Raw genomic sequence first — 20,883 nt, 5'->3', positions numbered from 1 at the left:
TATCAAAAAGGAATAAAAGATGGATATTTCAAAAAAATAACGTGAATTGACACAAGATATGTTGTGCGAAATTTTGATTTGAATTACAATAAAAGAAAACTCTAAAGGAGAGCTGACAATGGGCAAATTTCAAGTAATCGATCATCCGTTGATCCAACATAAAGTATCAATTATTCGTGATAAAAATTGTGGAACAAAAGTATTTCGTGAGGTTGTTGATGAAATTGCGATGTTAATGGCGTACGAAATTTCACGTGACATGCCAGTAGAAGACGTCGTTATCGAAACTCCGATTACGAAAACAACACAAAAAACTTTAGCAGGTAAAAAAGTAGCAATTATTCCAATTCTACGTGCTGGTTTAGGAATGGTTGATGGTATCTTACAATTGATTCCAGCAGCAAAAGTAGGTCACGTTGGTGTGTATCGTGATGAAGAAACACTAGAACCACATGAATATTTCGTAAAATTACCAGAAGATATTGATAGCCGTCAATTATTAGTGGTTGACCCGATGTTAGCAACAGGTGGTTCAGCGATCATGGCAATTGATTTATTGAAAAAACGTGGTGCTTCAAACATCAAATTTGTTTGTTTAGTTGCTGCTCCAGAAGGTGTGAAAGTGTTACAAGAAGCGCATCCAGATGTAGACATCTATACAGCTGCATTAGATGATCATTTAAATGATCATGGCTATATCGTTCCTGGTTTAGGCGATGCGGGTGACCGTTTATTCGGTACAAAATAAATAAAAACCGATTGGGATTTTTCCAATCGGTTTTTATTATATTTTCTTCATATGTTTATAGTTAATAATGATAACGCCATTACTTTTGGACATGAGCTGTTTATTGTCAGCAGTTTCATTAATTTCAATAACGGCTGAGTTTTTTAGCTGTTTAGTGACAGTACCTGTTTCTACTTGATCGTGAATTTTGAATGCTACCGGAGTATCTACGGTAAACATTTCACCAAATTCGGATGGGACGACAGTTGTTTCAAATTTACCAAATGTTGACATATTTAAAAAACCTCCCTTTCTGTATTAAATTGTAACACATTTTTTGGAAATTTTCAGACAACAGGATTATAAAAGAATTTCACTTTACAAAAAAAAGATTTTTAACTATAATACTTGTGTATTTTCGCCAGCTTAGCTCAGTTGGTAGAGCAACGCACTCGTAACGCGTAGGTCACAGGTTCGATCCCTGCAGCTGGCATAAGTAATTAACGCTGATGTAAAGCCGTCGTGGTTTTTATTAGCGTTTTTTATCGAGTCAATCATAAAAATAAATCATATTCAAAGAAGCGTTGATACAGAAATAACTGTCTTACAAAAAAATGAACACGATAAAAAATTTATAAATTGCTCTAAAGTGAGTATTTCTAAAATTTTTTTGAATGTCTCAGCGGAAGACTTTCAATTCTAAATGATTCCATCTATAATGAGAAGAGTATTTTTAGGGAAAGAGAGAGCCGATGGAAAAAAAGAATGTGTTTAGAAATGATAACCGAATTGATTATGGGGTAATTTTACCTGTTTTTCTTTTATGCTTAGTGGGATTAGCGTCATTATATGTTGCATTGTTTCATAGTCATAATTTAGCAGAATCTGCTAATCCAATTAAAGGCGTTCTAAAGCAAGGTGTTTGGTATGTGTTTGGGGTTATTGCAGTCGCTATTATCATGCGAATTAGTTCTAGAATGTTATGGCTATTAACGCCGTATATTTATGGTTTAGGACTCGTAATCATGGCGCTATTGGTTCGTTTTTATGATCCAGATATTGCAGCGTTTACTGGTTCTCGTAACTGGTTTAGCTTTGGAGCCTTTACTGTACAACCAGCCGAGTTAATGAAAATTGCGATGATTATGATGTTGGCTTTGGTTGTTACCAAGCACAATGGGAGTTATCGTGAGCGAACGTTACAGACAGATGGACTGTTGATTGGTAAAATGTTAGCTGTGACGTTACCAGTTATTATTTTAGTTTTATTACAAGAAGACTTTGGGACGATGTTAGTCTTTTTAGCTATTTTTGGCGGAATCTTTTTGATGTCTGGGATTTCCTGGAAGATTGTGGTTCCAGTCATTGCAACGTTTGTGGTTATTGGTGCCGGCACAATTTTTTTAGTTCTTACAGATGGTGGACGAGCGTTTTTAGAAAATATTGGCTTATTCTCGGAATACCAATTCAAGCGAATTGATGCCTGGCTAGATCCTTTTCATGACGTTCAAGGAAGTTCTGGGCAAGTAGCTAAAGCAATTATGGCGATTGGTTCCGGTGGTATGTTTGGGAAAGGTTTTAATGTCAGTGATGTCTATGTCCCTGTTCGTGAATCGGATATGATCTTTTCAGTAATTGGTGAGAATTTTGGTTTTGTAGGTAGTACTTTTGTGATTTTATTATATTTCATTTTAATTTATCGCATGATTCGGGTTTGTTTTGATACGAACAATGAGTTTTATACCTATATTGCAACTGGAATTATTATGATGATTTTATTCCATGTGTTTGAAAATATCGGTGCAAACATTGGCTTGTTACCGTTAACTGGGATTCCATTGCCATTTATTAGTCAAGGTGGTTCAGCATTGTTAAGTAACATGATTGGCATTGGTTTGATTTTATCCATGCGTTATCATTCTGTTGACCAAGAGTCAGAAACACTTAAAAGAGGTAGTAGAAGGAGCAAAAGATAGATGTTTACATTATATTGGTATCCAAAATGTAGTACGTGTAGAGACGCAAAAAAATGGTTGGAAGCACATGGACAAACTGTTGAGACAATCGACATGATTACGCAACCTCCTGAGCCAAAAGTATTACAGGCGTGGATGGAAGCTAGTGATTTGCCGATGCGTCGCTTTTTTAACACAAGTGGCATGAAGTATCGTGAATTGGGCTTGAAAGATAAGATTGATAGTTTTACACTAGAAGAAGCTAGTCAGGTTTTAGCATCTGATGGAATGTTGATTAAACGACCTATTCTAGTAAAAGATGGTGAATTTTTATTGAATGGGTTTAAGGAAAACGAATATGAGGGAGTCCTTTAAAATGGAAAAAACATGCTTGAAGAAAAAAGATAACTTATGGATATTATTTAATGGCGTGGAATATGTCATCGGTTTAACAAAAGAAGCACAAGATGATTTAGGAAAAATTACGTTTGCTTCTGTTCCCAAAGTAGGACAAACATTTGCGCAAGGGGATACATTAGTTGAACTTGAAGCCGAAAAAGCCGTGAATGAATACCTAAGTCCATTAACTGGTGTGGTCTCTTCTGTCAATGAAAAAATTGATGAAGATGTGGATATATTAAATGATGAAGATGAGCTAAATGCTTGGATTATTAGTTTGAAAGATGTCGATGTAGCACAATTTGATGCACTATAAAAAAATCCCTGTAAAGTTTCGTGTAGTGACCCCAAAAAGTTAGATTTTTGGAGGTCGGTACATTCGACTTTACAGGGTATTTTTTATTATTCTTCTTCACCGATAACTTCTGGTTCAGCAGCTTCACCAGGTTCTTCATCTTCTACAATTTGAGCTTCATTCACAGCCGCAATTTGTTCTTCGGGATTTGTTACAATAGTATATTCATCAGAAGTTGGAATATCTTCAACAGTGATGGATTGACCAATTTCTAAAGAAGTAACATCAACTTCAACATTTTCTGGTAATTTATCAGGGGTAGCAGAAACAGTCACGCTATATAGATTTTGAGTTAGAACACCACCAGCTTTGACACCAGCAGCTTCACCAACTAAAACAACTTCTGCTTCCACTTCTGTTTCTTCTTTCATGTCAACGGATAGGAAAGCAACGTGTGTCACTTGACCTGTAAATGTGTCAGACGAATAGTCTTGGATCAAAGTATTAACATTTTTTCCGTCAATAGCCAATGTAATTACAGTGTTTAATCCATGCGTACGTAAAATACGGTCAAATTCTTTGGCATCAATGGAAATAGGTGTACTTTCTACTTTGTACCCATTTACAATTGCCGGAATTTTTCCTTCGTGACGTAATTTGTTTCGAATAGAACGGGGGCGAACTTCTCTCTTACTTACTTTCAATGATACTGACATAACTCAATTCCTCCTAAATTTCCTGTGTTGTAACAGTAGTTTTTAAGCAAATTTTTGTTACTCATGCACATTTAAGTGGCACGTGATTGAGAACACGCAAAAAGGCAGTTGTTTATCCACAGCTGCCCAGAAAGGTTGATCAGATCTTTCTCCACCAGGTTGTAACGCTGTGTGTAGTGAGAACTTATATTTACTTTACCCTTTAACCATACGTGGAATTTTAATAGAAGTCAAAGATTTCGATTTTTTTATTAGGACAATCTTAAAGAATTCAAGCTATAATAAGATAGAAAGAAAGGGATACTATGCGATTAGATAAATTAATTGAGAAACAGTTAAAGACGTCGAGAAAACAGATGAAACGTCTTTTTTTAATGGGGAAAGTTCAAGTAGATGGTCAAGTGGTTTATCAAGAAAATAAAAATGTGGATAGTCGAATTCATCAGATTGACATTAATGGGCAACGCCTTTTTACAAATGACAAATATTATTTATTAAATAAACCTCAAGGTGTTGTCACTGCCAATAAAGATAATTTGTCAACTGTTTTCGACTGTTTACATCCTGAAGACTATCGTCAAGATTTAGTGGCAGTCGGGCGTTTGGATCGTGATACAGAGGGTCTTCTGCTACTAACAAGCAATGGACAGTTGAATTATGATTTAATTCAGCCAAAGAAAAAAGTTGATAAAGTATATGAAGCAATCATTAATGCAGAAGTGACTACAAAAGATATGACGATCTTCGCTCAAGGTATTAAATTTATTGGGGGTGCAACCTGCCAACCAGCAAAATTGGAAATTTTATCAGCAACACCCTATGAAAGTCATGTCCGTTTAACTATTCGAGAAGGAAAATTTCATCAAGTGAAAAAAATGTTTTTAGCGACTGGTAAAAAAGTCATCTATTTAAAACGTGTGGCAATGGGGCCAATTACACTAGGAGATTTATCAGTAGGTGCTTATCGTGAACTAACGCAAGACGAATTACTGTTATTAAAAGATTATTTCAGATGAAAAATCTAGGCATAATTATTTACTTAGGCTTTCAAACTATGGTTTAATAGTAAAGTACTAACTTATAGTAAGTTTAGGAGGATGTTATGTTTAAGAATAGATTGGTCATTGGCATTATTATTATTCGAGTGATTTTAGGAATCACTATGTTGTTGCACGGTGTTGCGAAATTCACAGATTTAACTGGCACACAACAATTTTTTGAAAGTATCGGCGTACCAGGAATCGTTGCTATTTTGACTGCTTTGGTAGAAGTAGTTGGTGGAATATTTATGATTGCGGGGATATTAGTGCCACTGGTTTCGCTAGGATTTATTGCCATTTTATTAAGTGCAATGTATTTGTTAAAAGCACAAAGTGGCTTTGTGAATGGCTATGAATTAGAACTATTATTGGCAGTCATCAGCTTAGGTGTGGGAATTAGTCATTTTGATAAAAAAATTGTGCAATTTATTCCCACAAAATAACAAGAAAAAACCAGGACTACATTTTGTAGCTCTGGTTTTTTCAATAAGTTTACTAATGGCTTCAAATTCCAATATGAGTTACACTATTTAACAGAGTGAAGACAAAAGGAGCGTTACTATGCGATACAAAACATTATTATTCGATGTCGATGATACCTTATTAGATTTTAAAGATGCAGAAAATCAGGCATTACAATCTCTGTTTCAAGAAGTGAAAATTGAGCTGACACCAGAAATTGAACAGACTTATAAGGTGTTAAATCAGCAACGTTGGAAAGAATACGAAAAAGGCAATATGACTTCAGCAGAGGTTGTAAATGGTCGATTTGGTATTTTGTTTGAACATTTAGGAAAACAAGTAGATAGTCCAGCCATGGAAAAACGCTATCGTCATTATTTGAATCAAGGACACAAACGCTTAGGAAATAGTTTAGAGATTGTACAGGACTTGGCAGAAAAAGCTGAGTTATACGTGGTTACAAACGGTGTGGCCACAACTCAATACCAACGTCTCACTGATTCAAAGCTATTACCTTATTTTAAAGATATTTTTGTATCCGAAACAGCGGGTTATCAAAAACCAAAACGAGAATTTTTCGACTACGCATTTGCACGTATTCCAGAATTGAAAAGAGAAGAAACAATCATTATAGGAGACTCTTTGACTTCTGATATTCAGGGTGGGAAAAATGCTGGTATTGATACCATTTGGTTAAATCCTGTTAAAAATGTTGAAGAACCAAACATTAAACCGACTTTCCAAATTCAAAACTTGCAAGAAATTTATGGAATTTTGGCTTAATCAATGGATTTTGATAGTAATTTTACCTATTTTCGTTATAATTTAAAGAGAATTGAAAATGAAAGAGGTAAATTTGATGACGAAACATAAACCAATCATTATTGGCGTTACTGGAGGATCTGGAAGTGGCAAGACAAGTGTCAGTCGTGCGATTTTAAATCACTTTCCCGAGCATTCAATCATGATGTTAGAGCATGACTCTTATTACAAAGACCAAAGCCACTTAGTCTTTGAAGATCGTTTAAAAACGAATTACGATCATCCGTTAGCTTTTGATACGGATTTGTTGATTACGCATTTATCAAAATTATTAAATTACGAAACGATTGAAAAACCTGTTTATGATTATGTCAAACATACACGTAGTGACGAAATAATTATTCAAGAACCAAAAGAGGTCATCATTTTAGAAGGGATTTTAATTTTAGAAGATGAACGATTACGTGATTTAATGGATATTAAAATTTACGTGGATACAGATGACGATATTCGTATTATTCGTCGTATCAAACGTGATATGGAAGAACGTGGACGTACGCTAGATTCAATCATTGAACAATATTTATCCGTCGTAAAACCTATGTATAATCAGTTTATTGAACCAACCAAACGTTATGCAGACGTCATTGTGCCTGAAGGTGGCGAAAATCATGTAGCGATTGATTTAATCAATACGAAAGTTGGCTCAATTTTAGAAGATTAAACACTAGCCAAGCGAGTGATTTTATGCTAAAGTAATCTTCATGCGATGAGCCGAGACGGCTAGCGGATGCTAGTCAACTCAAACAGAGACACACCGAGGAAACTCAACCTGCCGGATTTGCAGGGTGTCGGATGATTGTTTTGTGGAGAATCGATCATCTACTAGCAATAGTACTGTAAAAAGGGCAACAACAAACAATTTGTTTGTTGTTGCCTTTTTTTGTGTATGTGTGCTTTTTCAGTGGTTCAGGTAGAGCGATTGCTGAAGCAGCAGGTACAGCGGTACGTAATCTTCTTGAAAGTGATACACAATATAAAGTGAACGGACTATTCCTAATTTTTGGAAGGCAACAAGCGCAACACTATTATGTGAAGGAAAATAGAAAAATTCGAGCAACCGTATCAAAGCAAATTTGTTTTTGGAGAGTCCGATTGTCACAAAAGAGTTGATTTTACAAACCGTTGAATTATTTGAACAATTCTATCAGCAAGGGGGCGATTAGAGAGTACCGAGGTATTTTTTCTTTATAAACCAGATAGTAAATTTTAATTGTTAAGAAAGGAATGTGTGATATTACGTTATGAACAATAAATATCTGAACGATAGAAAGACGACTCCTATGCTTCGACAGACCTCTGTCGTAATAGTAGCACACACGCTTCTCTATGGTTCAGATACTTTTATTTGTATTCATGTCATAACTTCAGGCTAATTACTCGAAATGCGCACGCTATTCTTTCACGTCTAGATAAGAATAGGCTCGTACATCATAGCGATTTCTGCTACATGAGAATTCTAGTGGTTGACCATTGTTTAAATAAATGATTTGTTGAATCTCTAAAACCGGATCTGTTTTTTTACATTGTAAATACTGTTGATCAAATTCAGAACTGATATCGGCCATGATTGTTCGATAGGCACCAGCAAATTTAATCCCCAATTCGTCTTTGACATAACTATAGATAGAATTAGCAGCATGGATTTTTTTCAATCCAGGTACAAGATTGACTGGCATATACGTATACTCTAAAATAAATGGTTCACCATCTAAAATGCGAAGACGAATAATTTTGTAAATCGGCTGTTCAGCATCGATCATTAAACGTTCTTGGATATTTTTGTCAGGAAAATCAACTTTAAATTCAATGACTTGACTCTCTAATGAGCGATGTTCACGCATCATCTCTGTGCTTAAACCTTGATAATTGGACAAAATAGACGTATCACGATTAACGAAAGGGTGATTTAATACTTTTGTACCACTACCACGTTGTGCATAAACTAGTCCTTCCATAGTCAAAATATTAATGGCTTTTTTGATGGTCATTCGACTCACTGAAAATTCTTCTACCAATTGTACTTGATTGGGTAAAAAGCTGTCAGGAGGATAAATCTGACTTTTGATTCGTTCTCTTAAAACATTTGCGATTTCTTCGTACTTCAACACATCATTCACCTCTATTTGAGTATACATAATTCTTTTCATTTCCTCAATCTTAAGATGAAACAAACAAGAGATAAACACGTGTATTTCGTGTTTATCTCTTGTTTTGTTTACTCTTCGATAGTTGTTTGGCGATCCATTGCTCGTAAAAATGGATACCAAATTAAAGCAACTATAATGAAATCTATTGCTTGCAATAAACCGCCTAACCATGAGTTTGTGGCAAGTGTTCCGCTAGCAATAATTGGAACTGTCCAAGGAACAGAAACACCTGTCGGGGCAGGAACGATACCTGTTGCCATCATAAAGTAGTTGAAGGTGGTTACAATTAATGGTGCACAAATCCAAGGAATTAAAATGGTTGCATTGAGTACAATTGGCAAGCCAAAAATCGCGGGTTCATTCACATTAAAAATACCTGGAGCTAAAGCTAGTCGACCAATCTCTTGATATTGCTTTTTCTTTAAAACAAAAGCCATTAAGATGACAACTGCCAAAGTCATACCAGAACCTCCTAGTCCAACAGTAAATGTTTCCATGAAAGGTTTGGTAATAATATGAGGTAAATCCTGTCCTTGCTGGTATGCTTCAAGGTTATCTAGCATTAACGTATTCCAAATTGGGTCCATAACAGAGTTTACGATAATTTGCCCGTGTAATCCAAAGAACCACAGAAATTGAACTAAAAATAATGCTAATAAAGTCGCAGGTAAACTACTACCTAGCCCAGTTAATGGTTTTTGGATGACTTCATAGATAACATCATGCAAGTTCACATGAAAGATTCCAATCATTAAGGCATTAACTAATAGAAAGAAAGTCAAAGTTACGACTGCGGGAATCAATGCGGCGAACGATTTTGTCACAGCTGGTGGAACACCATCGGGCATTTTTATTTGCCAGCCTTTTTTAGTGATTCGACAATAAATTTCTGCGGCAATAAAAGCGGCAATCATACCAATGAACATTCCTTTTGCACCTAATCGATCCAGAGAGAGTACGCCACTGACTTCAGTACCATCTTCAGTTAATAAAACAAACGGTGTTAAAATTAAAAAACTAGCTAAAGAAACAGCGCCACCGAAAATAGCCTCAACTTTATAAGATTTAGATAAATAATAGCCAATACCAAATGTGACAAAAATTGTCATAATACTCATTGTGGCATTTTGTCCATTTCCAAAAAGACCGCTCAAGGTTCCTTTTGTAGCATCATTAAAGAAAGGTAAATTATTAATAACAACAACAATAGAGCCAAACATCGTAAGTGGAAAAGAAAGCATGAATGCATCTCGTAAAACTGATAAATAACGATTCTGCCCTAATGCATTAGCTAAAGGCATAATTTTTTCTGACAATTTGTCCATAAAACTATTCATTATAGTCACCTCTATATATATTTGTAATCGATTACAACGAAAATATACCATTATTTATTTTAAATGTCTAGTCATTTATTTAAAAAGATTGATTTATTTTTTGATATCAGCTATGATAATTGGGAAATCGTAAAGGAGGAAAAAATATGAATTATAAATTTCCAGAAAATTTTTTATGGGGTTCAGCAGCTAGTGGTCCGCAAAGTGAAGGGCGAATCCATGGTGATCTTAAGGGAGAGAGTATATGGGATTATTGGTATGAAGAAGAGCCAGAAAAATTTTTTAATAAAGTAGGTCCAGAAAAAGCATCGCAAGTATATACGAAATATAAAGAAGATATTCAATTGATGAAAAAGACAGGACATAATTCATTTCGAACATCCATTCAGTGGAGTCGTTTAATTCCGGATGGTGTGGGAGCTGTCAATCCAGAAGCGGTGGCATTTTATAATAGCTATATTGATGAATTACTGTCGAATGATATTGAGCCTTTGATAAATTTGTATCATTTTGATATGCCGAAGTCTTTACAGGAACAAGGAGGATGGATGAGTCGCCAAACAGTGGATGCTTATGTAAGATATGCTAAAATTTGTTTCGAACTATTTGGTGATCGTGTAAAGAAATGGTTTACTCATAATGAACCGATTGTTCCAGTAGAAGGAGGTTATTTGTATCAGTTTCATTATCCAAATGAAGTGAATTTAAAAAAAGCTGTTCAAGTGGGCTTCCATGAAAATTTGGCTAGTGCTCAAGCAATCAAGATATATCATGAAATGGAATTAGATGGCGAGATAGGAATTATTTTAAACTTGACACCTAGCTACCCACGAGATGATTCTAATCCAGAAGATGTTAAAGCTGCAGCGATTGCAGATGCTTTTTTCAATCGTTCCTTTTTAGATCCCGCTGTCAAAGGAACGTTTCCAGAAGAATTAGTAGAAATTATCAAAGAATTAGATATTTTACCAAAAATGGAAGTAGAAGATTTACTAACGATTCAGGAAAATACAGTTGATTTACTTGGAATTAATTATTATCAGCCACGTAGAATCAAGGCCAAAGAAACACCAATCGCTGATATCAATCATCCAATGCCAGACGACTATTTTGATAATTATGATATGCCAAATAAAAAAATGAATCCTTATCGTGGTTGGGAAATTTATGAAAAAGGAATCTATGACATCTTGACCAATACTCGAGAAAATTACGGCAATATTAAATGTTATATTTCTGAAAATGGTATGGGGGTAGAGGGAGAAGAACGTTTTATCAATAAAGACGGTCAGATTGAAGATGATTATCGCATCGCGTTTGTTAAAGATCATCTAAGGTATGTTCACCAAGCAATTCAAGAAGGTGCAAATTGCATTGGCTATCATATGTGGACCTGTATGGATAATTGGTCATGGACTAATGCTTATAAAAATCGGTATGGCTTCATTGCAGTAAATCTTGAGCAGGATGGTCAACGAACAATCAAAAAATCAGGATATTGGTTTAATGAAGTTTCTGAAAAGAACGGATTTAATTAAAGAATAGATAGGCTGTGACGTAAGGATGTATCATCCTCAGTTATAATCAGAAGGGGACTTATGTCACAGTCCCTTTTTTTGTGTATTCATGCTTTTTCAAATGAAAAAAAGTATAGTACAATCAAACGTGACAAAGGAGGAGAAAGCTCATGATTCGTTATGGTATTATCAGTGCTGCACAGATTGTTCCCCGCTTTGTAGCAGGAGTGAAAGAAAGCAAAGATGGCGAAGTTGTGGCGATTGCAGCGCGTGATTATGCACGTGCGCAAGAAATGGCAGAACAGCTTGAAATACCTAATGTCTATGGTAGCTATCAAGAATTATTGCAAGATACTACCATTGATATTGTGTATATTGCCGTGTACAACAAAGGTCATTACGAAACGGCTAAGGAAGCCTTGTTAGCGAACAAGCATGTTTTACTGGAAAAACCCTTCACACTTAATTGGGATGAAGCAGAAGAATTATTTGATTTGGCGCGTGAACGCCAATTGTTTATCATGGAAGCACAAAAAGCATTGTTTTTACCAATCACACAAATTGTCAAAGAAAAAATTGAGGCAGGAGCAATCGGTACGGTGAACTATATGCAATCAACTACGGCATATCCTACGGTTCATCATATTGATTGGTTTTATTCGGTTGAAGCAGGAGGTGGTGCACTACGTGGTTCAGGCGGATATCCTCTACAGTACATGTTGTATGTGACAGGCGGAACGATTGCTGAAGCGGCGGGTACAGCGGTACGTAATCCTCATGAAAGTGATACGCAATGTGATGTCAGCGTACTATTTGAAAATAAAGTACAAGGGAATATTTTTATTACTACCCATCTGGATTTACCGAGTCAGCTAACATTTTATGGAACAAAAGGGGAGCTGACTATTCCTAATTTTTGGAAGGCAACAAACGCAACACTGTTATGTGAAGGAAAAACAGAAAAATTCGAGCAACCGTATCAAAGCGAATTTGTTTTTGAAGTCAATCACGTCAATGACTGTCTTCAAAAGGGCTTGTTGGAAAGTCCGATTGTCACAAAAGAGTTGACCTTACAAACCGTTGAATTATTTGAACAATTGTATCAGCAATGGGAAAGCTAAACATCCGGAGGTAGATTATGCTATTCTTAAACGATACACCCGAATTAAGTCCGATTGATTTTGAGATTTATAAATATATAGCGTCTCATATGGAGCAAGTAAGTTATATGCGCATCCGTGAATTAGCAACTTGCACACAGGCAAGTACCGCTAGTATTTTACGTTTTTGCAAAAAATTTGGCTGTGAAGGTTTTTCGGAATTTAAGATTAAATTGCGATGGTATCAGGAGAATTTAGAGAAACAGCAAACGGTGCGAACTGTAGATGAGAGTGCTTTTATCAATTTTATTCATCGTTTGAAGGAAGAGCGATTCCAAGAGGATTTACAGAAAGCAGTTCAACTTTTAGCGGAAAAAGAAATGGTATTTTTTATTGGGGGAGGAACATCCAATAGTATTGCTTCTTATGGCGCGTTCTATTTTGCCTCTATTTTCCCGGTAGTCGCGCACCTTGATTTATCAGGGAATCATTCATTGAATTCGTTAAGCACTGCGAGCGCTGAAAAAATGGCACTGATTGTTTTATCAGTAGATGGAGAATCTTTAGACGTTATCAATTATCTCAATCATTTTGTGGTGCAACAACGTGCGATTATTTCGATTACCAATAGTGCTAACTCAACAATTGCCAGCTTGTCAGATGTTAATTTAGCCTACTATATTACAACAGAGCGTAAGGGAAAAGCCGATATAGCCACACAAGTTCCAGCGTTATATACGATTGAATATTTAGCAAAAGAAGTTCAAAAATCAAAAAATAAAAAAGCGTAGAAGCAGATTGTATGTTGAACCTCAAAAGGTAGAGCAAAAAGCTACCTTTTGGGGCTTACAATATCGTTTCTACGCTTTTTATTGAGGCTGTGACTTGCTGCTTTTAGTGGATTTCATGGTTTAAATGCAAGCGTTTAGCAATTTTTTCTAATAAAAATAGGGCAGGAACCTGTGAAGTCAGCTCAATTGTTTTATCTGTATTGTTACTGGATTTATAAATTGTTTCACGTTCGATAAAATAAGGAATCGTTAAATCCGATAGTCGGCTAATAGTAGAAGTTTCAGAATTAGTGATTGCAATAATGCAGCACTTTTTTTGGTTCAAACGTTGCAAATAATGAATCATTTCTTTGGTTTCACCAGAAATAGACAAGACAATGACACACACTTTTTCTAATATTTCTTCAGAAAACCATTCAATAGGATAATTGGAAGGGTCTTCAATTTTTAAAGCGGTTTTGGCTAAATTAGTAAAATAAAGCGATCCATAGGCGGCGATTGTTTCAGATGTTCCTGAACCGATAAATAAAACTAACTGTTTTTCTCTGAGTAATGACACTGCTTGATCAATTTTTTCTTGTAGAAACGGTTGATTGACTCGCTGTAAAAAATCCATGTATTGTGTTTCATCACTTTCTGCAATTTTTGATTTTTGCAAAGAATCATTATACATCCGTAGTTTAATTTTGAATTCTGAAAAAGAAGCACATTCAAATTTTTTGCAAAAACGAGTGATACTAGTGGCACTGGTGTGGGTATGGTTGGCCAATTCTTTAATTTTTATTTTTGAAACAGCATCTAAATGTTGGGCGACAAAGCGATAAATCTCAAATTCTAAAGGAGTTAATTCAGGTACATAATCAAGAAATAACATGTATTCATCCTCCGTAACATGTCGTGACATAAATGTAACAAGAAACATTTTCCGTTATTGGAAACTAAAATGAATTATATCATTATATTGATTTTAATTCATGCTATACTCTCGGTGTAAATGATAGCACTTACAAATGGAGGGATTAGATGCATTATTCATTTTCAAAAGACTTTTTTTGGGGAGCAGCAACGAGCGCTACACAATCAGAAGGACGGATTGAAGGAGATAAGAAAGGAGAAAATATTTGGGACTATGCGTCAAAAGAATACAATCATCGCTTTTTCGACGGTGTTACGACAGAACACACGTCAAGATTTTATGAAGATTATCAAGAAGATATTCAAAAGATGGCGGATTTATCATTTAATTCGTTTCGGACATCCATTTCATGGTCACGATTGATTCCAGATGGGGTTGGCGAAGTGAATCCTGAAGCAGTTGTTTTTTATAATCAGATGTTGGACGAGTTAAATGCAAAAGGCATTCAACCATTTATCAATTTGTATCATTTTGATATGCCGATGAAATTGCAAGAAATAGGTGGCTTTGAAAATCGAGAAGTGATTCAAGCTTATAAAAAATATGCCGAAACTTGTTTTGAACTATTCGGAGATAAAGTCGCCTATTGGTTTACCTTTAACGAACCGATGATTCCCGCCGAAGCAGGTTATTTACATGATCGCCATTATCCTTATGTAGTGGATTTTAAAAGAGCTGCACAAGTGCTACATCATATTGTTTTGTGTCACTGTGAAGCCATTAAATCTTTTCGTGAAGGTGGTTATTCTGGAAAAATAGGAATTATTATGGATGTGATTCCAGTCTATCCGCGTAGTCAACATCCTGCTGATTTGTATGCTGCAGAAATGGCCGACTTGTTTTATACCAAAAGTTTAAATGACGTTATTTTGAAAGGGTTTTATCCGGAAGGAATTGGCGAAATATTACGAAAATACGACCAATTACCAGTTGTCACAACAGCAGACAAAGAGCTTTTATCAGCAACGAAAATTGATTTGTTAGGGATTAATTACTATCGTCCTCGCCGTGTGAAAGCGAGAGAAAGTGTACCTAATCCAGAAGGTGTTTTCTCTCCAGAATGGTTTTATGATAACTATGAAATGCCGGGGCGTCGCATGAATACATCGCGTGGTATTGAAATTTATCCTAAAGGGCTGTATGACATCGCGAAGAAAATTCAAAATGAATATGGGAATATCGATTGGTTTGTTTCGGAAAATGGGATTGGTATTCAAGATGAGGAACAATATCTTCAAGACGACATGGTTCAAGATGATTATCGTATCGAATTTTTAGAAGAACATTTGAGTTGGTTACATCAAGCAATGGAAGAAGGCAGTAACTGCTTAGGTTATCATATGTGGACATTTGTGGATTGTTGGTCATGGATTAATGCCTTCAAAAATCGGTATGGTTTTTATCGTATGAACTTGGAGACAGGCGAAAAAACAGTGAAAAAATCGGGTTTATGGTTCAAAGATGTTATTGAAAATCAAGGCTTTGATAAAAATAATTAAAACAGGGGATGAAGAAAAATGAATTTTTTAGATTCAGTTGCAATGAAACTTTTACCGGTTGCGAATGCCATTGGGAATCAACGGCATCTGCAAGCTGTACGTAATGGATTGATTTCAATTTTACCATTGACGGTTGTGGGTTCCTTTTTTACGATTATTCTGAATCTACCTATTCCTGGATATACTGAATGGGTAGCGCCGTACTTAAATGCACTGGATGTTCCGTTTCGTTTCACAGTAGGTTTAATGTCATTGTATGCGGCATTTACGATTGGTTCTAACTTAGGGAATTCGTATAAATTAGATAAAATTACTAGTGGTTTCCTCTCAATGCTGGCTACTGTTTTAATGATTGTCCCGATTAATCTAGCGGAGGGTGTGAATCAAGCAGGAGAAGCAGTTGCGGCTGGACGCTATTTACCGATTGCTACTCTAGGTTCTCAAGGCTTGTTTGGCGCGATTGTAGCTGCATTGATATCTGTCGAAATTTATCATTTTACCAAAGTAAAAAAATTAGAAATTAAAATGCCAGAAGGTGTACCACCAGTTGTGGGAGAATCGTTTGCTGCATTGTTACCAACATTATTAGTCATTTTGATTTTCTGGATTCCTCGCCATTTCTTTGGCTTTGATTTGAATGGTTTATTGACGATTGCCATCTCACCATTAAAAGGATTTCTGACGGGAAATAACTTACTTGGTGGTATCATTACTCAATTTGTAATTTGTGTTTTTTGGGTATTGGGGATTCATGGCCATGCAGTATTGGGTCCAATTATTCGTCCATTTTGGGATCAAGCAATTTTAGAAAATGCTGAATTGTTCCAAGGAGGAATGAACGCTTTTGATTTACCGAATATATTTACTGAGCAGTTTTATCAATGGTATGCACAAATGGGTGGAACCGGTGCAACATTAGCGTTAGTGGTTCTGTTTATGTTCTCCAAATCAAAATATTTGAAGCAATTAGGCAGATTATCTATTCTACCAGGTATCTTCAACATTAATGAACCAATGATTTTTGGAACACCTATCGTCATGAACCCACTACTAGCTATTCCATTTATTTTAGTACCTATTGCGAACACTATTTTAGTTTATATCGTTACGGCTTTGGATTGGATGCCAAGAATGATGGTTAAACCACCGTTTTCAATTCCAGCTCCACTGGGTGCCTTGATCACTTCTAATTGGAATTGGGTTGCGTGTGTCATGGTAATTGTCTGTTTCTTTGTTTCATTGGCGATTTATTATCCATTCTTCAAAGCATTTGAAAAACTTCAAATTGTTCAAGAAAACGAAGCAGAAAAAGAAGTTGCATAAAAAGGAGTGTTGACATGCAGTTAATCATTCTATGTGTATTACTGATATTAGGCACGCATATTTTTATGAAAAAGCAGGTAGCAATTTTTCAAATCGCTTTTTGGAAACTATTATTGGTAAGTTGTGTCTTTCTTTTATTGGTATTTATCTTAAGTGTAGAACTAAACAATTTTTATCCGATTATCATTAGCCTGGTTATTCTTTGTACCATGTTACAAGTCCGATTTCTTCAATTGTTTCAAAGGGGAAAATAATTGGTATAATAGAGGGAAAGAAATGGATTAAAGCTTTTGCAAACCTTTTCTTAGCGTGGTATGCTTAATAAATATCGATAATGAAGGTGAAAATATGAAAAGAAATCGGGTGTTATATTTAGAGGTTGCCGATCAACTAAAAGAAGATATTTTTTCTGGAAAATATCCAGTGGGAAGTATGTTGCCAACAGAAACTGAATTAGAGGAATTATTTAATGTCAGTAAAATTACGATTCGAAAAGCAATTGAGTTATTAGCAGCAGATGAATATGTGCAGAAAAAAAGCGGGAAAGGAACAACTGTTTTAAGTGACCGTCCTTACAATCGACTTTCTCGAGCTGTTAGTTTTACACAAATTCTTGAAAAATCAAACTTAAATGTGACCAAAACGACCTTACATGTCCAAAAAGTAAATTTACCAACGACACATCCGGCGTATGAATTTTTTGGTGAAGAAGCACTTTGCTTGGAACGATTATATTCGCTAGATAATGAACCGTACATTTATTTTACTCATTATATGCCGACGAGTTTATCATCTATTCCTAAGCAACAGTTTGAAGAGGAGTCGTTGTATCGTTTGATGAATCAAAAAGGATATGACTTGAATTCTTTTGAAGATTCTTTTTCGGCGATTATGCTTTCTGATGAGCAAAAAGAAAAGTTGCAAACGAATGAAGCATTAGCCATTTTACGTATCCGTCAATCAATTGATAAATATGGGAAAGTGGTTGAATATTCTGAAGCGATTTACAATACAGCGAAACAACCATATTATATCGAATACGAAACATAATCGAGTTTTTCGACAATAAGATTTCAAACTTATTGTCGAAAAACGTTTACAAAAAAATGTTTCCATGTTACTATTCATTCGTAAACATTATAATGATATAATATGGAGGTCAAGTAATGAATGGTTTTGTAGGTTTTATTGAACAAAAGTTGATGCCTGTTGCTAATAAAGTTGGGATGCAACGTCATATGGTAGCGATTCGTAAAGGGATTATTGCGACATTACCCTTAACGATTGTGGGTTCCTTTTTTACGATTCTGTTAAATTTCCCAATTGAATCGGTAGCAGCAATGATTGAGCCTTATCGTGAGGTGTTAGATATTCCTTTCCGTTATACAGTGGGCTTATTAGCATTGTATGCAACATTTGGAATCGCGTCTTCATTAGCATCTAGTTATAAATTGGATGCGTTAACATCTGGTATTTTAGCAACTATGTCTTTTTTAATTACAGCAGCGCCTCCTTTGCGAGTCTTCGAACCAGTCGAAGGAATTATTGATGCCGGTCGCTTCATTAATATTGCGAATTTAGGTTCTGGCTCATTGTTTGGTGCAATTGTAACAGCTTTATTATCTGTCGAAATTTATCGTTTCTTTATCGTCAAAAATATTACTATCAAAATGCCCGATGGTGTGCCACCGGAAGTAACCAATTCCTTTATGGCATTAATTCCTGGTGGAGCAATTTTAATTTTATTCTGGGCAATTCGTCATTTAATCGGATTTGATATCAATGCGTTCTTGAGTAATTTATTGATGCCATTTAAAGATGTCTTAGCAGGCAATAGTCTATTCGGCGGTTTGTTGACAGTCTTTCTAATTTGTTTCTTCTGGGTATTAGGAATTCATGGACCGGCAATTATGGGTCCAGTTATTCGTCCATTCTGGGATATTTCAATTGCTGAAAATATGGACGTTTTCCAAGCAACAGGGAACGCCCATGACTTACCAAATATTTTTACAGAACAATTTTTACAATGGTTTGTTTGGATTGGTGGAGCTGGAACGACATTAGCACTCGTTGTATTGTTCTTATTCTCAAAATCTAAATATTTAAAACAATTAGGCCGTCTATCTATCTTACCGGGAATTTTTAATATTAATGAACCAGTGATTTTCGGAGCACCAATTGTAATGAATCCGATATTGGGGATTCCGTTTCTTGTAGCGCCATTAGTAACGACAACTTTGTCTTACTTTTTGACTGTTTCTGGTGTTATCCCAATGATGGCTGCTCGTTTAGGTTTTGCGATTCCTGCACCGATTGCGGCGTGGATGAGTACTAACTGGAGTGTAGCAGCAGGAGTCTTAGTAGTAGTGAACTTCTTTATCACGCTAGCTATTTATTATCCATTCTTTAAAGTCTTTGAAAAACAACAATTAGCACGTGAAGCAGAAGAATCAGAATAAAAAAGGAGAGAGGATAGCTAACCACTATCCTCTTTGGTGAAAAAAATGATTATGATTTATATTCTTTGCCTATTTTTTGGCAGTCAAATTTTATTAATGAAAAGTTCATTGGGAACGAAATGCAATCAAGTGAAGTTCCGTTATATTTTAATGCTAGTCATAAGTCTTATTCTAGTGTCTATTGTGTTTGGAGCAGTAGGTGTTCTAACAACTACGATTCTAGGTAGTTCAACGATTTTATATCGATTCCAACAAAAATATGCAGAAATGGAGCAAGGAAAAATATGAAACGACAACTAGGTATTTCGGTTTATCCCGATCACAGTGATATACAAGCAGATAAGGAATATATTGCTTTAGCTGGAAAATATGGCTTTAGCCGAATTTTTATGAGTATGTTAGAAGTAACAGAAGGCAAAGAAGTTGTTGCCAAAAAGTTTAAAGAGTTAATTTTTTATGCGAAAGGGTTAGGTTTTGAAACAATCTTAGATGTCGCGCCTAATATTTTTGAAGAGCTAGGAATTTCGTATGATGATATGACATTTTTCCATGAATTAGGGGCAGACGGAATTCGCTTAGATTTGGGTTTTGACGGAAATAAAGAAGCGATGCTCACTTACAATCCTTTTGGTTTAGCCGTTGAGTTGAATATGAGTAATGATGTCGCCTATTTGGATAATATTTTAACTTACCAAGCAAACACGCCTTATTTATATGGTTGCCATAATTTTTATCCACAAGAAGGAACGGCATTGCCTTATGATTTCTTTGAAAAATGTAGTCAACGTTTTAAAAATCATGGCATTCGTACTGCAGCGTTTATCACGTCACAAGTGGGTGAAGTTGGCCCGTGGGACATTAATGATGGGCTACCTACCTTAGAAATTCACCGCCATTTGCCAGTGGAAGTTGCGGCGAAGCATCTATTTGCAACAAATTTAATTGATGATGTGATTATTGGAAATGCGTATGCTTCAGAAGAGGAGTTAGAGGCATTAAGTCAAGTTAATCGTTACCAAACAGCTTTTGCTATTGAATTTGTAGAGGGGATTAATGAAGTAGAAAAAGCGATTGTACTAAATGAACAGCATTATCGTCGCGGAGATATTACGCACCAAGTTGTTCGTTCAACAGAAGTTCGCAAAAAATATAAACAAGATTCGAATTCACCACATGACAATACCAGCGAGTTCCAAGTAGGGGATATTGTGATTGGGAATGATACGTTTGGGAAATACAAAAATGAATTACAAGTGGTTTTAGAGCCGCATGCAGATGCTCGTAAAAATAAAGTAGGACAGATTATTGATGTCGAACATTTGTTATTACCATTCATTCATCCTTGGTCTAAATTTAAATTTACAGAGAAATAAGG

22 protein-coding genes and 1 tRNA gene are annotated in these 20,883 nt (G+C 35.6%); 18 read left to right on the top strand and 5 right to left on the bottom strand.

Annotation, left to right across the window (positions count from 1 at the left end; translation table 11 throughout):
• Positions 1 to 118 precede the first annotated feature (118 nt).
• Positions 119 to 748 (top strand): uracil phosphoribosyltransferase, encoded by a 630-nt coding sequence (gene upp, locus AC4BC7_RS10805; protein WP_207871754.1) that lies wholly within the window; start codon positions 119 to 121, stop codon positions 746 to 748.
• Positions 749 to 784: 36 nt separating this feature from the next.
• Here the strand turns inward: upp and AC4BC7_RS10800 are convergent, their stop codons facing one another.
• Complete coding sequence (locus AC4BC7_RS10800; RefSeq protein WP_207871753.1) at positions 785 to 1,021, bottom strand: hypothetical protein; 237 nt, start codon at positions 1,019 to 1,021, stop codon at positions 785 to 787.
• Positions 1,022 to 1,147: 126 nt separating this feature from the next.
• Here AC4BC7_RS10800 and AC4BC7_RS10795 point away from each other — a divergent pair.
• The 4 genes from AC4BC7_RS10795 (at position 1,148) to AC4BC7_RS10780 (ending at position 3,397) form a co-directional block, all read left to right on the top strand.
• Positions 1,148 to 1,220: transfer RNA gene (locus AC4BC7_RS10795), tRNA-Thr, on the top strand.
• A 259-nt stretch (positions 1,221 to 1,479) separates the two neighbouring features.
• Positions 1,480 to 2,703 (top strand): FtsW/RodA/SpoVE family cell cycle protein, encoded by a 1,224-nt coding sequence (locus tag AC4BC7_RS10790; RefSeq protein ID WP_207871752.1) that lies wholly within the window; start codon positions 1,480 to 1,482, stop codon positions 2,701 to 2,703.
• On the top strand, positions 2,704 to 3,057 hold the full coding sequence (locus AC4BC7_RS10785) for an arsenate reductase family protein (RefSeq protein WP_207871751.1): 354 nt from the start codon (positions 2,704 to 2,706) through the stop codon (positions 3,055 to 3,057).
• Between the two features lies 1 nt (position 3,058).
• Positions 3,059 to 3,397 carry a glycine cleavage system H family protein gene (locus AC4BC7_RS10780; RefSeq protein WP_207871750.1) on the top strand — a complete coding sequence of 113 codons (339 nt, stop codon included), beginning with the start codon at positions 3,059 to 3,061 and terminating at the stop codon, positions 3,395 to 3,397.
• An 86-nt stretch (positions 3,398 to 3,483) separates the two neighbouring features.
• Here the strand turns inward: AC4BC7_RS10780 and AC4BC7_RS10775 are convergent, their stop codons facing one another.
• Positions 3,484 to 4,092: a 50S ribosomal protein L25/general stress protein Ctc gene (locus AC4BC7_RS10775; protein ID WP_207871749.1), complete on the bottom strand. Its 609-nt coding sequence runs from the start codon at positions 4,090 to 4,092 to the stop codon at positions 3,484 to 3,486.
• A 305-nt stretch (positions 4,093 to 4,397) separates the two neighbouring features.
• Here AC4BC7_RS10775 and AC4BC7_RS10770 point away from each other — a divergent pair, with 305 nt between their 5' ends.
• From AC4BC7_RS10770 to udk, 4 genes are all read left to right on the top strand, one after another.
• Positions 4,398 to 5,108, top strand: coding sequence for a pseudouridine synthase (locus AC4BC7_RS10770; protein WP_490502834.1), 711 nt, complete (start codon positions 4,398 to 4,400; stop codon positions 5,106 to 5,108).
• A gap of 86 nt (positions 5,109 to 5,194) precedes the next feature.
• Positions 5,195 to 5,575 (top strand): DoxX family protein, encoded by a 381-nt coding sequence (locus AC4BC7_RS10765; RefSeq protein WP_207871747.1) that lies wholly within the window; start codon positions 5,195 to 5,197, stop codon positions 5,573 to 5,575.
• A gap of 118 nt (positions 5,576 to 5,693) precedes the next feature.
• On the top strand, positions 5,694 to 6,377 hold the full coding sequence (locus AC4BC7_RS10760) for a YjjG family noncanonical pyrimidine nucleotidase (protein WP_490502833.1): 684 nt from the start codon (positions 5,694 to 5,696) through the stop codon (positions 6,375 to 6,377).
• A gap of 76 nt (positions 6,378 to 6,453) precedes the next feature.
• Complete coding sequence (gene udk, locus AC4BC7_RS10755) at positions 6,454 to 7,080, top strand: uridine kinase (RefSeq protein WP_490502832.1); 627 nt, start codon at positions 6,454 to 6,456, stop codon at positions 7,078 to 7,080.
• Positions 7,081 to 7,810: 730 nt separating this feature from the next.
• Here udk and AC4BC7_RS10750 read toward each other — a convergent pair.
• Both AC4BC7_RS10750 and celB read right to left on the bottom strand, forming a co-directional pair.
• Positions 7,811 to 8,527 (bottom strand): UTRA domain-containing protein, encoded by a 717-nt coding sequence (locus AC4BC7_RS10750; RefSeq protein WP_207871847.1) that lies wholly within the window; start codon positions 8,525 to 8,527, stop codon positions 7,811 to 7,813.
• Between the two features lie 107 nt (positions 8,528 to 8,634).
• On the bottom strand, positions 8,635 to 9,903 hold the full coding sequence (gene celB, locus AC4BC7_RS10745) for a PTS cellobiose transporter subunit IIC (RefSeq protein WP_207871743.1): 1,269 nt from the start codon (positions 9,901 to 9,903) through the stop codon (positions 8,635 to 8,637).
• 146 nt (positions 9,904 to 10,049) lie between these two features.
• Between celB and AC4BC7_RS10740 the strand changes: the two genes are divergently transcribed.
• The 3 genes from AC4BC7_RS10740 (at position 10,050) to AC4BC7_RS10730 (ending at position 13,311) form a co-directional block, all read left to right on the top strand.
• On the top strand, positions 10,050 to 11,441 hold the full coding sequence (locus tag AC4BC7_RS10740) for a glycoside hydrolase family 1 protein (protein ID WP_207871742.1): 1,392 nt from the start codon (positions 10,050 to 10,052) through the stop codon (positions 11,439 to 11,441).
• Positions 11,442 to 11,590: 149 nt separating this feature from the next.
• Positions 11,591 to 12,541, top strand: a complete 951-nt coding sequence (locus AC4BC7_RS10735; RefSeq protein WP_490502831.1) for a Gfo/Idh/MocA family protein — start codon at positions 11,591 to 11,593, stop codon at positions 12,539 to 12,541.
• 17 nt (positions 12,542 to 12,558) lie between these two features.
• Entirely contained in the window at positions 12,559 to 13,311 is a 753-nt protein-coding gene (locus AC4BC7_RS10730) for a MurR/RpiR family transcriptional regulator (RefSeq protein ID WP_490502830.1), read from the top strand.
• A 103-nt stretch (positions 13,312 to 13,414) separates the two neighbouring features.
• Here AC4BC7_RS10730 and AC4BC7_RS10725 read toward each other — a convergent pair whose 3' ends face one another.
• Positions 13,415 to 14,185: a MurR/RpiR family transcriptional regulator gene (locus tag AC4BC7_RS10725; RefSeq protein WP_207871739.1), complete on the bottom strand. Its 771-nt coding sequence runs from the start codon at positions 14,183 to 14,185 to the stop codon at positions 13,415 to 13,417.
• A 149-nt stretch (positions 14,186 to 14,334) separates the two neighbouring features.
• Between AC4BC7_RS10725 and AC4BC7_RS10720 the strand changes: the two genes are divergently transcribed.
• The 6 genes from AC4BC7_RS10720 (at position 14,335) to AC4BC7_RS10695 (ending at position 20,881) form a co-directional block, all read left to right on the top strand.
• Entirely contained in the window at positions 14,335 to 15,726 is a 1,392-nt protein-coding gene (locus tag AC4BC7_RS10720) for a glycoside hydrolase family 1 protein (RefSeq protein ID WP_490502829.1), read from the top strand.
• 18 nt (positions 15,727 to 15,744) lie between these two features.
• A complete protein-coding gene (locus AC4BC7_RS10715; RefSeq protein ID WP_490502828.1) occupies positions 15,745 to 17,049 on the top strand; it encodes a PTS sugar transporter subunit IIC in 1,305 nt (434 codons plus the stop codon).
• A 348-nt stretch (positions 17,050 to 17,397) separates the two neighbouring features.
• On the top strand, positions 17,398 to 18,099 hold the full coding sequence (locus AC4BC7_RS10710) for a GntR family transcriptional regulator (RefSeq protein WP_207871736.1): 702 nt from the start codon (positions 17,398 to 17,400) through the stop codon (positions 18,097 to 18,099).
• Between the two features lie 116 nt (positions 18,100 to 18,215).
• Positions 18,216 to 19,508, top strand: a complete 1,293-nt coding sequence (locus AC4BC7_RS10705; protein ID WP_207871735.1) for a PTS sugar transporter subunit IIC — start codon at positions 18,216 to 18,218, stop codon at positions 19,506 to 19,508.
• Positions 19,509 to 19,553: 45 nt separating this feature from the next.
• Positions 19,554 to 19,796: a hypothetical protein gene (locus AC4BC7_RS10700; protein ID WP_207871734.1), complete on the top strand. Its 243-nt coding sequence runs from the start codon at positions 19,554 to 19,556 to the stop codon at positions 19,794 to 19,796.
• Positions 19,793 to 20,881, top strand: coding sequence for a DUF871 domain-containing protein (locus AC4BC7_RS10695; RefSeq protein WP_207871733.1), 1,089 nt, complete (start codon positions 19,793 to 19,795; stop codon positions 20,879 to 20,881). Before AC4BC7_RS10700 ends, AC4BC7_RS10695 begins: the two co-directional genes overlap by 4 nt.
• Positions 20,882 to 20,883 lie beyond the last annotated feature (2 nt).

It is taken from the genome of Enterococcus sp. AMC1623 (assembly GCF_058216495.1).
This window is presented reverse-complemented; position numbering and strand designations above follow the sequence as displayed.

Excerpts from the sequence above, each read along its gene's own strand:
- AC4BC7_RS10710 (WP_207871736.1), top strand. The coding sequence starts at position 17,398 with ATGAAAAGAAATCGGGTGTTATATTTAGAGGTTGCCGATCAACTAAAA.
- AC4BC7_RS10800 (WP_207871753.1), bottom strand. The coding sequence starts at position 1,021 with ATGTCAACATTTGGTAAATTTGAAACAACTGTCGTCCCATCCGAATTT.
- AC4BC7_RS10740 (WP_207871742.1), top strand. The coding sequence starts at position 10,050 with ATGAATTATAAATTTCCAGAAAATTTTTTATGGGGTTCAGCAGCTAGT.
- AC4BC7_RS10765 (WP_207871747.1), top strand. The coding sequence starts at position 5,195 with ATGTTTAAGAATAGATTGGTCATTGGCATTATTATTATTCGAGTGATT.
- AC4BC7_RS10785 (WP_207871751.1), top strand. The coding sequence starts at position 2,704 with ATGTTTACATTATATTGGTATCCAAAATGTAGTACGTGTAGAGACGCA.
- AC4BC7_RS10790 (WP_207871752.1), top strand. The coding sequence starts at position 1,480 with ATGGAAAAAAAGAATGTGTTTAGAAATGATAACCGAATTGATTATGGG.
- AC4BC7_RS10760 (WP_490502833.1), top strand. The coding sequence starts at position 5,694 with ATGCGATACAAAACATTATTATTCGATGTCGATGATACCTTATTAGAT.
- upp (WP_207871754.1), top strand. The coding sequence starts at position 119 with ATGGGCAAATTTCAAGTAATCGATCATCCGTTGATCCAACATAAAGTA.
- AC4BC7_RS10700 (WP_207871734.1), top strand. The coding sequence starts at position 19,554 with ATGATTATGATTTATATTCTTTGCCTATTTTTTGGCAGTCAAATTTTA.
- AC4BC7_RS10705 (WP_207871735.1), top strand. The coding sequence starts at position 18,216 with ATGAATGGTTTTGTAGGTTTTATTGAACAAAAGTTGATGCCTGTTGCT.
- AC4BC7_RS10720 (WP_490502829.1), top strand. The coding sequence starts at position 14,335 with ATGCATTATTCATTTTCAAAAGACTTTTTTTGGGGAGCAGCAACGAGC.
- AC4BC7_RS10730 (WP_490502830.1), top strand. The coding sequence starts at position 12,559 with ATGCTATTCTTAAACGATACACCCGAATTAAGTCCGATTGATTTTGAG.
- AC4BC7_RS10775 (WP_207871749.1), bottom strand. The coding sequence starts at position 4,092 with ATGTCAGTATCATTGAAAGTAAGTAAGAGAGAAGTTCGCCCCCGTTCT.
- AC4BC7_RS10770 (WP_490502834.1), top strand. The coding sequence starts at position 4,398 with ATGCGATTAGATAAATTAATTGAGAAACAGTTAAAGACGTCGAGAAAA.
- udk (WP_490502832.1), top strand. The coding sequence starts at position 6,454 with ATGACGAAACATAAACCAATCATTATTGGCGTTACTGGAGGATCTGGA.
- AC4BC7_RS10725 (WP_207871739.1), bottom strand. The coding sequence starts at position 14,185 with ATGTTATTTCTTGATTATGTACCTGAATTAACTCCTTTAGAATTTGAG.
- AC4BC7_RS10780 (WP_207871750.1), top strand. The coding sequence starts at position 3,059 with ATGGAAAAAACATGCTTGAAGAAAAAAGATAACTTATGGATATTATTT.
- celB (WP_207871743.1), bottom strand. The coding sequence starts at position 9,903 with ATGAATAGTTTTATGGACAAATTGTCAGAAAAAATTATGCCTTTAGCT.
- AC4BC7_RS10715 (WP_490502828.1), top strand. The coding sequence starts at position 15,745 with ATGAATTTTTTAGATTCAGTTGCAATGAAACTTTTACCGGTTGCGAAT.
- AC4BC7_RS10695 (WP_207871733.1), top strand. The coding sequence starts at position 19,793 with ATGAAACGACAACTAGGTATTTCGGTTTATCCCGATCACAGTGATATA.
- AC4BC7_RS10735 (WP_490502831.1), top strand. The coding sequence starts at position 11,591 with ATGATTCGTTATGGTATTATCAGTGCTGCACAGATTGTTCCCCGCTTT.